Here is a 12,816-nt window from a genome sequence, read left to right as displayed (position 1 = left end):
GGCCAACTGTCTATCGAACTCTCAGCAGAACAGCCTCAACGTTCTTGTTGGGTTCACTCTAAGCGTACGTAAAGTACACTTTCGTGTCGTGACCCCATGATGTGATCAGGTCGCGCGCGCATGCCCCGTGGTGTTTCGGGTTGCACATCCCCCGCCCCATGGCGGATACCACAGGTTATGGGCGGGCGGCTTCCCGCTATGGATGGAACACGGGGCATGCTGGTTCACGAAGGGGCGTCACGCAATATAGGTACCGACCTGCGGCTGGGCTGTACGCTGGCGGCGGCGGCGGGCGGGGTGAATGTGGCCGGGTTTCTGGCACTGGGGTATTACACCGCCAACATGACCGGCAACCTGTCAGCTCTGGCCGTTGGCGTGGGCGATGGGGGCATGGTGTCCGCCCTGTCGTGTATCGGGCTGATCGGGGCGTTTGTCATGGGCGGGTGTGTGGCCACGCTGCTGGTGGGGGCGGGGCGCAGGCTGGGCATGCGCGCGGTCCATGCCGCCAGCATTGCGCTGGAGGGTGCGCTGCTGGCGGCGCTGGGGATGCTGTCCATCCTGCTGCCCGCATGGATGGAAGCAGGCGCGCTGGGATACGGCATGGGTTTCCTCATGGGGCTGCAGAACGCCACCGTCACCCATATTTCCGGTGCGCGGGTCCGCACCACCCATATGACAGGCATGCTGACCGACCTGGGCATGGAACTTGCGCAATTGCTGCAGGACCCCAGGGCAATGCGGGTGCGCGAACGGGTACGGCTGCATGGCGCGATCATTGCCTGTTTCGCGCTGGGGGGCGTGGGTGGCGCGATCGGCTACCGGCTGTATGGCATGCGGCTGCTGGTGCTGCTGGGGGGCGGGCTGGTCATGCTGGCCATACCGGGGCTGTGGCGGGCGAGGCACCCGCGCTGAGGTCGCCTGTCAGGCACTTGCATGGCACCGGGTGCTATTTTATCCTTGGTGCATGAAACGCGGGCACGCCCGCGACCAGCGGGAGCAGAACGTGATACAACAGACGAAAGCCACCGAATTCCTGGCCGCTCGCGGCGTGCCCTTTTCGGTGCATGATTATGAATACGCCCCCGGCGGCGGCCTGATCGGGATGCAGGCGGCGCAGTCCATCGGGGCAGACCCGGGCTGTGTGCTCAAGACGCTGGTGGTGGAAGTAGACCGCAGGACACCGGTCTGCCTGGTGGTGCCCGCCGACCACAAAGTGAATTTCAAGAAGGTCGCGGCCCTGTTCGATGGCCGCAACGCACGGATGATGAGCCCAGAAAAATCAGCTGACCTGACCGGTTTCCGCTCCGGCGGGACCAGCCCGTTCGGACAGGAGCATCAGTTGCCCGTCGTCCTGTCCGCAGCCGCTATGGCGTGCCCGCATGTCTATATCAATGCTGGCGACCAGGGACTGGTGGTGCGCATTACCCCCGCTGATGCGCAGAAGGCGGCAGATGCGCAGGTGGCCGATATTTCCGCGCCGCCCGCCTCGGCGGAACCAATCAAAAATTAACCTTTGACGTGCATAACCCGTCCCTGAACAGAACAGGGACAGGAATGCACGATGGCTGTTTCCTCGGATAATGCGGAAATGGCTGCCGGGTGGGCCACATTCGATCCCGCATGGTACTACGCCCGCCATGCGGCGATGCTCGACCTTATGGATATTCCGCCCGAACAGGCGCAGGCGTTTTATGAAGCACACGGCGCGGCGCTGGGCCATTCGCCCAATCCCTTTTTTGATGAGGACTGGTACCGCGCCACCTATCCCGATGTTGCGCAGCAGGTGCTGGCTGGCACATGGCGCAGCGGGTTCGACCATTACCTGAATGCGGGGCTGGACACGCACGACCCGCACTGGCTGTTTGATACGCGCACCTATCTGGCGGCCTATCCCGACATCACGCCCGCAACGCTGGCAGCCGGGGGCTACCGCAACGCCTATGACCATTACCTGCGCACGGGCGATGGGGAAATGCGCAGCGGGTCGTGCTTTTTTGATCCCGAAACCTACCTTGCCCTGCTGGCGGAATGCCAGCACGACACCACCACGCACCCCTTTGCCGATTACCTGCGCCGGGGCATGGCCGCCCTGCCCTGCCGCAGCGTATCGCTGTATTTCGATGCGGAATGGTATGCACAGACCTATCCCGACGCCCATGCGGACATTACGCAGGGCATGTGGCGCGGAGCCCTGCACCATTACCTGTGCAATACCACGCCGCAGGCGTTCGATCCGGGGCCATTCTTTTCCGAATCCTTCTATGCCATGGTCAACCCGGACGTGCTCGGCGCGATCGAGGCCGGAAACCTGCGCAACGGCTATGCCCATTTCCTCAGTGATGGCGTGCATGAACAGCGCAAGCCGTGTTCGACACTGGACCTTGCGCAGTACATGCGCGACCCTGGCGTCCAGGCCGATATCGCCGCCCGGCGCGCGCGCGACGGGCTGGGCCATTACCTTGCCGCCCGCCCCGACCTGAAACCGTCCCCACCGCCGATGATCACGGAAGAACAGGCCCGCACCCTGTTCCGCCACATGTGCAACGCCCGCCTGCCGCTGCTGCTGAATGGCGGGATCGATTTCACGTCTGATGCGCCGCCTGCGCTGAGCGTCATCATCGTGGCGCATGACCAGTTTGCGCTGACCATGTCCACCCTTGCTTCGTTACGCGCGAATTATCACGGGTCGATGCAGGTCCTGCTGGTGGATTCCGGGTCGCGCGATGGCGTGGCCGGGATCGAGGACCACGTGCGCGGGATCGAGGTCCTGCGCTTTGCGGGCAATATCGGGTTCGTGCGCGGGTGCAATGCGGCGCTGGCGCGGGTGCGGGCACCTGCCACGCTATACCTCAACAACGACGTGGACCTGCAATATGGTGCGGTAGCGCGCGCGCTGTCGCGGCTGATGGCGGACGAGGCGACCGGCGCGGTCGGGGCCCGCGTCATCCGCACGCATGGCCTGCTGCAGGAAGCGGGCAGCCTGATCTGGCGCGACGGATCAGTGCAGGGCTACATGCGCGACGCCCATCCATGCGTGCCCGAAGCGGGGTTCGTCCGAGCGGTGGATTTCTGTTCGGGCGTGTTCCTGATGGTCCGGACGGACGTACTGCAGGTGCTTGACGGATTCGATGAAAGCTTCGCCCCCGCCTATTTCGAGGAAACCGACCTGTGCATGCGCATCCGCACGCTGGGATACCGGATCATGTACGACCCGGGCGTCTGCCTTGTGCATTATGAATGTGGCACGTCGGATGGAACCAGCGCGTCACGACTGATCGCGCGCAACAATGACCTGTTCACCCGCAGGCACGGTCCCGCACTGCGGCGCAGGCTGCTGCGGCATGATCCCCTGCAGGCCCGCGCCCGGCATGCGGATGACGGGCGCCACATCCTGTTCATCGAGGACAGGCTGCCGCTGCGCCACCTGGGATCGGGCTTCACCCGGTCGAATGACATCGTGACCACACTGGCGGGCCTTGGCTATCATGTTACGGTCTTTCCCATCTTTCGCCCGATCGAAAGCGCCGCGACACTGGCCGCCGCCTTTCCCGAGACCGTGGAGGTCATCCACGACCGCGAACTGCCCGATCTGCCCGATTTCCTGCGCGCGCGCAGCGGGTGTTTCGACGCGATCTGGATCGCCCGCACGCAGAACGCCGCCCGCGTGGCCAGTATCCTGAACGATGCCGCATCCTGCATTCCCGCCGACCACATCGTAGTCGATACCGAGGCACTGGTTGCCTGCCGGGACATGGAATACGACCGCCTGCATGACATCACCCCGTCACCGCCGCTGTCCGAACGGCTGGAACGTGAACTGCGCCCCCTGTTCCTGGCGCAGCGCGTGGTCGCGGTCAACGCAGCGGAGTCTGACCTGCTGCGCGCCGCGGGCTTTGACAACGTGTCGGTCCTTGGCCACGTGCAGGTCCCAAGGCCCACCGGGCCGGGATGGGCCGCACGGCGGGATATCCTGTTCCTTGGCGCGGTTCATGAAATGCGCTCGCCCAACCTCGACTCGCTCGCATGGTTCAGTAGCGAGGTCCTGCCCCTGCTGGTAGCGCAACTGGGCGCGGATATCCGGTTTACCGTCTGCGGCCATACCGGACCGCGCGTTGACCTTGGCCCGCTGCGCCACAATCCCAACGTGCGCATGCTGGGCCGTGTCGCGGACACTGCCCCGGTTTACGACCAACACCGCGTGTTCGTGGCACCGACCCGCTATGCCGCCGGTATTGCCTACAAACTGCATGAAGCCGCCGCCAACGGCCTGCCGGTAGTCGGGTCGCCGCTATTGTGCCAGCAGGCGGGCTGGCGCGACGGGCAGGACATGCTGTGCGCCAGTGTTACGGACCCGGCGGATTTTGCGCGGCAGGTCGTGCGCCTCTATCATGACCAGACCCTGTGGGACACGGTGCGGGATAACGCACTGACCCGCATCGCCACCGAACATGCCCCGCAGGATTACGCCAGCCGGGTGGCAGACATCATGAACGCCGTATTCACACCGGGATAAGGGCCAGACCTGTTTCCGGCACGTTACCAACAGGAACCGGAAACATGACCCAGACGGAAAATATTTCCTTTGCCCCCGGCATTGACGCAACCCTGCACGACCGGGTGCTGGACGCACCGCATTTCCGCCGGTGGTATCAGGGCATGCGCGAACGCTTCACCCTGCGCCACGTGCTGGTGCGCGACGCCATTGCCTTTGATGCACACCGCATGGGATTCATACTGGTCGAGGCCGATGCCCTGCATGACGGCCACCGCGTTCCAGGCATTGCATTGCTGCGCGGGGATTCCGTATCGGTGCTGCTGGTGCTGAAATGCCCCGGCTATCCCGACCGGACCGTGGTCACGTGCGAGGCACGGGTGCCCGTGGCGCGGCCCGATCTGCTGGCGCTGCCAGCGGGGATGCTGGATGGCGGCGCGTTTGTCAGCACCGCGCTGCGCGAACTGTCGGAAGAAGTCGGCGTGGACCTGCAGGTCCGTGCACAGGATCTGGTGAAACTGACCGATGTCTGGCTGTCTCCCGGCGGGTGTGACGAGGCGATTGGCCTGTATTATGCCGAACTGCACATAACCGAACCGCAGGCCCGTGCCCTGTCGGACCGGCAGACCGGCTTGGCACGGGAAAATGAATATATCCGCCTGCATGTCCTGAACCTGTCGGACCTGCCACATATCGGCATGACGGACGCCAAAACGTTGCTTTCATGGCACATGTATCAGGCACGGCGGTAAGCGCCGCTTTTTTTGTTGACACAACCCCGTGAGGACACTCATAAAGTCTGGAAGCAGACTGCCTTGTGCACCTGCTTCTTGGACGTTTCCTCCCTAAACTCAGCGGTGCATATGCACCGCTTTTTTTTGGCCTGTTTTATCAAAATTTCCTATAACTGTCTGTCGTGTCGTATACTCGGCACCCCACCCATACGAGAGACGGGAAAGAAAGCAGAATGAGCGGTATCTTCAATGATGTAATGGGCAAGCTGAGCGACCTTGCAGGCGCATCGGGCCTGTCGCAGCAGGTGCACTCCTATCTGTCGCAGCTGCTGACCCCCGAGACCCTCAGCACGCTGGTGTCGCAGGCGGAACAGGCCGGACTGGGGGACAAGGTCCGGTCATGGATCGGGGACGGCCATAACCTGCCGATCTCCACCGATGAGCTGCGCAGCCTGCTCAGCAGCCAGCAGGTCCAGGCCATGGTGGACAAGACCGGCCTGCCCGCCGCCACCATCCTGCCCGTCCTGGCCCACCTGCTGCCCGAAGCCGTCAATACCCAGACGCCCCAGGGACAGGTTCCCACCAAGACGGCCTGACTGCATGACGGGGGCCGGGCCCTTGCGCCCGGCCTTCCGCTATTCAGCCGCCTGCTGTCCCAACAGGCCGCCATACAGGACCAGACGGTCCACCAGATCGCGCAACACCGCCTGCACCGCGGCAAAACCCGCATGGGGCGCCAGCGTGTCCTGATCCATGTACAGTGCCCGGCTGATTTCCAGCTGCAGCGCCTGCACGCCACGGCGCGGGCGCCCGTAATGCCGCGTGACATACCCGCCAGCAAAGGGGACATTACGCGCCACGTCGTACCCATGGCCAACCAGCACCTGTTCCACCAGCGCCGTCAGCTGCGGTGAACATGCCGTGCCCCATGCATTACCCAGAACAAAATCAGCCTGCATGCCCCGCCCCTTCAGCGCGGGCATGGAATGGGCATCAAGCAGGATGCAGCAGCCATGCCGCGTCATGCTGTCATCCACCAGGCAGCCCAGCGCGTCATGATAGGGCTGCCAGCAGGTACGGATCCGGGCCTCGGCCTCGCTGAAGGGCAACGGGCGCGGATAGATCGGCCCGTCATGGGATACCATGCGCGCAATCGTGCCAAACCCCGCGCGTACCTTGCTGCTGGTCGTGTTGCACCAGTCAGGCAGTTTTTCGCTGAACATGGTGGGGTCAAGTTCCCATGCCTCGCGGTTGACGTCGCAATAGGCACGGGGAAAGGTTGCATGCAGCAATGTGGCCCCCTGCCCCGGCGCCGCCGCGAACAGCTGGTCCACGTAGCAATCCTCGCTCCGGCGCAGGGCACGGGCGTCCAGCCGGGACATGCGCAGGAATTCCGCCGGATACTCCCGCCCGGAATGGGGAGAGGCCACGATGACGGGTGTTCCCGCCCCATCGGGACGATGGATGTGGAAAGGCGGCGCGACCGGGTCCATCACGGCATTTTTTCCGCACGCGACAGCCGTGAATGGCCGCGCAGGATCACAGGCAGGAAGGCGGGAGAGCACATGCATGCCATAGGGACAGGTGGCTGCTTTGGGGTCAATGTGATTTTTTTTAAAACAGGGGTTGCATCCCTCTGAAAGGGTGAGTAAAAGCCACCTCACCGGAGCCGATTGGGCGCATAGCTCAGCGGTAGAGCACTACCTTGACATGGTAGGGGTCACAGGTTCAATCCCTGTTGCGCCCACCACTCGGCTCCGGATATTCCGCCAAAAACTAGCGTGTTGTGTGATAATCCCATATGGGGTTTGAGCCATTAGCGCCCACTATGATCCATCATGCACCAGCATGAATGTGTGCAAAAGTGGTGCAGTCTGTTCTGCATATGTTTGCATATAGGCGCCTGTACCCCTGCTCCCCTTCCATTATAGTCACCCCGCTGCGGCACCCATCCGGTTGATGCCGGTCACACTACCGCAGCGCCGCATTTGCCCTGCACGGCGTCTTTCCTGACGTGTTGCGCAACGTGATTGCGGCGGAAGAAGCCGCAGGCATCTCGCATGATGATTTCCGCACCGGTTGTAGCCCATCCGCAATTCGTGAACGTGACGCCACTGGTGCGTCGCGGCGGACAGGATCGACCGTTCAGTCATATCGCACACTTTGAAGCCAGGCTGCACGACTGCCGCAATATCCCCTGCGTGGGCCGTCTTTGACAGGGATGAGACGCGACCATCAAGAAAGCCACGGCTGCCGCTGCCGGGAAGATGCCTGATACCTGATCACCTCAGGCGGCCATGAGCGGAAACCGCGCATCATTCCGGTGTCAGATGCATGACATCCTTTATCTGTCGCCGCATGGACGGTCGTATTTGGCAAGGACTTCAGCAGACCGATACGTTTTCAAAAGAGAATTGATCAGGCACCAATATTTGCATTCCTGCCCCGTTGATCAGTGCAGGGTTGAATTTGTATAGCCCCTCGATCTCAGCCCTGGGCTACACATGCCATTTCAGGAAACGGATCATTTCAACGTCCAGCCGACGGCGAAGCCACAGGCTGCGAAAACGCCTGCGGCAATGAGGTCACTCACGGGCGAATATGGTGGGGTAAACATCATCATTCCCTCCACCGCACACACTGCGACGGCAAATATTACAGTTGCGACCTTTTTATTCATTACCCCTCACCTTCCAACTCGCCTGCATGTTCAGCCATGACGCGTTAATACGCCGGGACAAACGTCAATTGCGATGCTGTCCTGCCAATCCCGATGTTCGACACAGAGAGGACACTCCAGTCTGTTTCCCTGGTAATCTGAAGTCAGATAACCAGCCACTCCCGAAGCGCAATATTGAGAGCCGTGGCTACCGCATATGCCCGTATGGACAGGACGCCCAAACATCCGGGACACTTCTGCTGACATATTCGATCGCACAGAACCTTGCCCGTCATCCACGGTCAAAGACCTACGCTTGCACCGCTCCCGGCGACAAGCCCTGACGGGGAACCATAAGAAATCCGATAGGCAGGGAGAGGATGATGCCGTCCGATAAAAACATGCGCCACAAGCATTACGGACGCCATGCAGACCGTCAATGAACGGAACTGTCACACGACATCCCTCTCCCTTTCCTGTCGATTTCAGGGGCTGGCTGGAATGAGGAAACCGGGTTCAGACATGTCAGTGCCGAATGGGAATGCTCAGGCCGCCAAAGTTTTTTTGACACATCAAATCCATAAGTCCCGTGCCGACAGCATGACGGCGCCGTTCATGGGATAGATATCCTCAGGCAGATGCCCCCATGTGTCGCCGGAGAGCTGGTCGTTTCATGCCCGTCAGTCGATCGGGAAACATGCAGGACCGTGACGACCATATCGCGAGATCGTTTTTTTCCGTTATTGTTATATGCTGGTATAAAAGATCACCCTTCAGGCTTTTTCCATAATGTCTGTCAATAAAAGACTTCTGGCCTGTCGTACCGGTCCGGTACGCCCGCATGAGGAACAGACCGCGATAACCAGCCAGACAGAGAACCGGAGACTGCCTTATGCGGTTCATGCGCAGATCAATGATTTTTGTGGCGATGGTCGTTCCCGTCTCACTCCTTTCCATAACGGCCCGTGCGACCACGCCTTCCCCACCGGTCGTCCAGACAGCCGTCGCGGCGCCGGGGCCGAAAGGGCCGCTGGCGGGTACCATGCTGTCCCCCGGCAGGGGTGTTCCTGTCGTGCTCATGATCCCCGGATCGGGGCCGACGGATCGGGACGGGAACAGCCCGCTGGGGCTGAAGGCGGCGACACTGAGGCTGCTGGCCGAAGGGCTGGCCACACGTGGCATCACGACCGTTCGCATTGACAAACGGGGCATGTATGCAAGCGCTGGCGCCATTCCCGATGCAAATGCCGTAACAATTGGCGATTACGCAACGGATGTTCATTCATGGATCGCGTCCATCCGGCACATGACGGGTGCACGATGCCTCTGGGTTCTGGGCCATAGTGAAGGCGGTCTGGTTGCGCTATCGGCAGCGCAGGACAGCACGGATATCTGCGGCCTGATCCTGCTGGCGACACCCGGTCGTCCAACCGACCAGACGCTTGCGGAACAGCTAAGGGCCAACCCGGCAAATGCACCGGTGCTGGATCAGGCACTGGCCGCGATCGCGAACCTGAAAGCTGGACGCCACATTGATGTCAGCCAGTTTCATCCCGCCCTGCAGCGGCTTTTTCATCCTGCGATCCAGGATTTCCTGATCAGCGAATTCACGATTGACCCGGCAAAACTTCTCTCCACGATCCATAAACCGGTCCTGATCGTGCAGGGTGAACGTGACATGCAGGTCAGTGTCGCGGATGCGCGCGTCCTGAAACAGGCCGACCCGGCAGCGAAATTCATCATGCTGCCAGATACAAACCACGTGCTGAAGCCCGTTACGTCCGCTGACCGTCGGGTCAATCTTGCGACCTACGCCAATCCCGACCTGCCGCTTGTTCCCGCCGTCGTGCCAGCCATAGCGGATTTCGTCCTGTCCGCTTCACGCTGATGCGTGCGGACCTGTTCTGTCACATTACATACCGGAACAGGTCCAGCCGGATTCATACCGCGGCCATTCTACTACAATGGCTGCCCGGTATTGCGTGGCCCGGCAAAGGTAGGGAATGTTCACCATGGCGATGCACCCGAACAGCAGGAGCGCGGCGACCCCATACCCCACATCATGGAGCAAGCGTATATCCAGCACGGCCTGCGCCGTCAGGGTCAGGAAACCAGGCATGGCGATGATGGTCGTTGCAATATAACCCGCGCTACTGCTGGCACGCCGTACGGCAAGATCGTGTTCATCCAGAGACATGAAAGCAGAGCCAGACGGACGGATGGGCAGGGAAGTATTGACGGTCACCGGCACCAGCTTCGCCGACAGAAGGCGCGCTGGCGCGACCAGTGCGCGCAGCGTGGCAACAAACGCAACCCACAGCCTGACGGCGAGGCCCCATATCCGGCATGTGAAAGCCGGATCCTCCATAGACTGATATCGCACCGCCAAGCAGGCACGGCACAGCCATGCAACGCCGCTGTTCACAATTGCACCATCCACCTGTGCCCAAAGTGACCTGTCCTGCCTGCGGTTCATGCGTCCCTCCCCTGTAGCCGCAGCGATGCCACGCGTTTGAATGGTGTGATTGAAAAAATCGTTCCCACCAGAACATCAAAAACCGCAGCTATTTTCATGGTCAGTTCCGGACTGCATAAGACGCCTATCACGGCGCAATAAAGCGACGGAGTTGTGCATCCAGCCGGGACAGGGCTGTCCCGAAATCAAACCCGTTATTATCGAAGACAATGTCGCTGAAGGCGCGTGCATCATAACCCTCGGCAATCATGTCCTGTATCCGGTCATGCTCCCCGACATCAAAATGCCGTCCGCGCCGTGTGTCGGTTATTGTTTCATACGACGCTTTCAGGCTGACAAATACCGTCCTGATATTGTTTTCGTTAAATTTCCTGCGAAAATAAATCCAGTTCATGCAGGTCAGCGGGTATGCAATGACAACGCATTCCCCCTGCTGGAGGTGCCGTTCCCCTTCACGCACGATGGCGCGGCTTGTCTGCAGTATTGAACAGAACCATGGACGGTTCGGATCGGACAGGTCATCCCCGTCAATGAACGCAGCCCCATTGCACGCTGCTACGGCGCGCCCCAGACTGGTTTTGCCTGAGCCGACAGGCCCATTCAGAAATACCGCGCATTTTGACATCCGCGATATCTAGACCAGATCATCGAAACAATCATGCCCGATTGTCAGAAAAGTCAGGTTCGAGTCCGGATTAACCCCGGTGCGGTCAGGACAGGGCAAAAATGGGTCGGTCGGTTACGCGCGCCCGATTTCATTGCCGCAGATTCCCCATACGCGGCAATAAATAGTTATTCATGCCCGTAAATCCTGCAAAAACCCGAGACGCTCGCCTCGCGCCATGATGGATATCTGTCCCGCCGCATTACGTCCTGCATGCATCAGAAACGGCAATCCCCCTGCCCTGAATGGCAATTAGACATGTCTAATTTCCCTTAACAGGCGTAACCCCCTATGGCGCAAAGGGCAGGAAATGTTAGAAGCAACAGGCTTGAAACGCTGAAGACGATGAAAAAACGGGAGAAGTGGGTGAGCAAAACAATCTTGGTCTCATCACCGAAGGGCGGCAGCGGAAAATCAGTTATTGCCCGGCATCTGCTGACCGCAGCGGCGCAGGACGGGTTAAACGTGATCGGCATAGACTATGACCGTCAGGGCACGCTGGACAAATGGGGGCAGCGGCGCGCGCATACACGCAGCAAGTTCCCGGATTTCGCCCCTGTACCGGTTGTTACCGGCACGCTGCAGAACTGGCGCGCACCGCTAAAGACAGCATCCAAGGCCGACCTGATCGTGATTGATACACCGCCAAGCGTTGAAGACCATATGGCCGCCATAACCAGTCTGGCGCAGGCGGCGGATCTGGTCATCGTGCCGTCTGTCTGCACACAGGATGATGTCGATAGCGTTGCGCCGTGGATAGAAGCACTCAGCACCACACATTGCCGGAGCATGCTGGTCCTGAACCGTGCCAACCGACGGACAAATTCGTTTGCGCGGGTGCGTGGCCGCCTGATCAAGATTGCTGATGTCTGCCCGGTCGAACTTCCCCAGCTTGAAGACGTGCATGTCCCCAGCGCACAGGGGCTGACGCTGCTTGATTTCACCAAAAGCCGGGGGCTGGAATCATTCGAGGAACTATGGACCTGCACGAAGCGGAGGGTGTTTCAGTGAGCAAGGGCCAGCGCCTCGGTCGCAGCAGACTTCTGAAACTTCTGGAAAAAGATGACGCCCCGCAACCGGTCGACAGCCGCGCCGAAACCCTGACATCGCAGGTCGTGGTGCAGGACGATGTGGTGGCGGTGATCCGGGATGTATTCGAAGGCACGTCCCTTCTGTCAGATCAGGGCAAGGTGTCACGCATCCTCGCGGTCCGGACCGAAATCAATGAAAGCTGGGGACAGGCAAGGGATGCGTTCCTGTCGATCGGGCGGGCACTGCTTGATCTGGAAAATGTGCTGTCGAAAGCGGAATACCTGAAACTTCGATCAGGATCAGATCGGCTGTTCCCCTTTTCGGACGCAACCGCAACGCAGTTTCGGCAGATCGCGCGCGCGGTTGAAAGCGGCCGGATTCCGATGGAAAAATGCCCCGGCAGTTATGGGACCGCATACCAGATCACGCTTCTGAACGACCAGCAGCTTACACTTGCCTACGAACGCGGCCTGATCCGCCCCGATGTCACACGTAAGGAAATTGCCAGCCTGCGTAAGGAAGTCATGCCGCCAGCCAATGATGCTGCCCGGATGGATCTGGCCGCCCTGCGTGAGGAGCGACGCCGTCTTGTCCGCAGGGAACAGCAACTGGCCCAGGACCTCCACGCGGTCCGCGCCCGTATTGCGGAACTGGAGGAACTGCTTGGGTTCAGAAACGACTGACCCGGGCCGCCGCCTGCAGACAGCGCCGAACCGGTCATGCGCCCCGCAGGGGAAGAGGGTGGCAGGTAACAATCCG

13 protein-coding genes and 1 tRNA gene are annotated in these 12,816 nt (G+C 60.7%); 10 read left to right on the top strand and 4 right to left on the bottom strand.

What is annotated here, in order from left to right; translation table 11 throughout:
• Positions 1–216 precede the first annotated feature (216 nt).
• The 5 genes from CFR80_RS11860 (at position 217) to CFR80_RS11840 (ending at position 5,822) form a co-directional block, all read left to right on the top strand.
• A complete protein-coding gene (locus tag CFR80_RS11860) occupies positions 217–912 on the top strand; it encodes a YoaK family protein (RefSeq protein ID WP_010513233.1) in 696 nt (231 codons plus the stop codon).
• A gap of 52 nt (positions 913–964) precedes the next feature.
• Positions 965–1,510, top strand: a complete 546-nt coding sequence (locus CFR80_RS11855; protein WP_010513234.1) for an aminoacyl-tRNA deacylase — start codon at positions 965–967, stop codon at positions 1,508–1,510.
• A 51-nt stretch (positions 1,511–1,561) separates the two neighbouring features.
• The gene (locus CFR80_RS11850; protein ID WP_010513235.1) at positions 1,562–4,513 is read left to right on the top strand and encodes a glycosyltransferase; all 2,952 of its coding nucleotides are present in this window, start codon (positions 1,562–1,564) and stop codon (positions 4,511–4,513) included.
• 44 nt (positions 4,514–4,557) lie between these two features.
• Positions 4,558–5,244, top strand: coding sequence for an NUDIX domain-containing protein (locus CFR80_RS11845; RefSeq protein WP_010513236.1), 687 nt, complete (start codon positions 4,558–4,560; stop codon positions 5,242–5,244).
• A gap of 215 nt (positions 5,245–5,459) precedes the next feature.
• A complete protein-coding gene (locus CFR80_RS11840; RefSeq protein WP_048855780.1) occupies positions 5,460–5,822 on the top strand; it encodes a YidB family protein in 363 nt (120 codons plus the stop codon).
• A gap of 39 nt (positions 5,823–5,861) precedes the next feature.
• Here CFR80_RS11840 and CFR80_RS11835 read toward each other — a convergent pair whose 3' ends face one another.
• Positions 5,862–6,719 (bottom strand): N-formylglutamate amidohydrolase, encoded by an 858-nt coding sequence (locus tag CFR80_RS11835; protein WP_010513238.1) that lies wholly within the window; start codon positions 6,717–6,719, stop codon positions 5,862–5,864.
• 182 nt (positions 6,720–6,901) lie between these two features.
• On the opposite strand from CFR80_RS11835, the gene CFR80_RS11830 reads away from it, so the two are divergent.
• Together CFR80_RS11830 and CFR80_RS19370 are read left to right on the top strand one after the other, a co-directional pair.
• A tRNA-Val gene (locus CFR80_RS11830) sits at positions 6,902–6,976 on the top strand.
• A gap of 310 nt (positions 6,977–7,286) precedes the next feature.
• Positions 7,287–7,442, top strand: a complete 156-nt coding sequence (locus CFR80_RS19370) for a hypothetical protein (protein WP_010513240.1) — start codon at positions 7,287–7,289, stop codon at positions 7,440–7,442.
• 308 nt (positions 7,443–7,750) lie between these two features.
• On the opposite strand, the gene CFR80_RS19365 is transcribed toward CFR80_RS19370, so the two are convergent.
• On the bottom strand, positions 7,751–7,906 hold the full coding sequence (locus tag CFR80_RS19365) for a hypothetical protein (RefSeq protein WP_010513241.1): 156 nt from the start codon (positions 7,904–7,906) through the stop codon (positions 7,751–7,753).
• Positions 7,907–8,813: 907 nt separating this feature from the next.
• On the opposite strand from CFR80_RS19365, the gene CFR80_RS11825 reads away from it, so the two are divergent.
• Positions 8,814–9,773: an alpha/beta hydrolase gene (locus CFR80_RS11825; RefSeq protein WP_110507409.1), complete on the top strand. Its 960-nt coding sequence runs from the start codon at positions 8,814–8,816 to the stop codon at positions 9,771–9,773.
• A gap of 24 nt (positions 9,774–9,797) precedes the next feature.
• Here CFR80_RS11825 and CFR80_RS11820 read toward each other — a convergent pair whose 3' ends face one another.
• Together CFR80_RS11820 and CFR80_RS11815 are read right to left on the bottom strand one after the other, a co-directional pair.
• Positions 9,798–10,361 (bottom strand): hypothetical protein, encoded by a 564-nt coding sequence (locus CFR80_RS11820; RefSeq protein ID WP_010513243.1) that lies wholly within the window; start codon positions 10,359–10,361, stop codon positions 9,798–9,800.
• Positions 10,362–10,488: 127 nt separating this feature from the next.
• A complete protein-coding gene (locus CFR80_RS11815) occupies positions 10,489–10,986 on the bottom strand; it encodes a hypothetical protein (protein ID WP_010513244.1) in 498 nt (165 codons plus the stop codon).
• A 405-nt stretch (positions 10,987–11,391) separates the two neighbouring features.
• Here CFR80_RS11815 and CFR80_RS11810 point away from each other — a divergent pair, with 405 nt between their 5' ends.
• Positions 11,392–12,036, top strand: a complete 645-nt coding sequence (locus CFR80_RS11810) for a ParA family protein (protein ID WP_232275548.1) — start codon at positions 11,392–11,394, stop codon at positions 12,034–12,036.
• Positions 12,033–12,740 carry a hypothetical protein gene (locus CFR80_RS11805; RefSeq protein WP_010513246.1) on the top strand — a complete coding sequence of 236 codons (708 nt, stop codon included), beginning with the start codon at positions 12,033–12,035 and terminating at the stop codon, positions 12,738–12,740. The genes CFR80_RS11810 and CFR80_RS11805 overlap by 4 nt, the downstream gene beginning before the upstream one ends.
• Positions 12,741–12,816 lie beyond the last annotated feature (76 nt).

The sequence above is a fragment of the Komagataeibacter oboediens genome, from assembly GCF_003207815.1.
Classification (GTDB): Bacteria; Pseudomonadota; Alphaproteobacteria; order Acetobacterales; family Acetobacteraceae; genus Komagataeibacter; species Komagataeibacter oboediens.
This window is presented reverse-complemented; position numbering and strand designations above follow the sequence as displayed.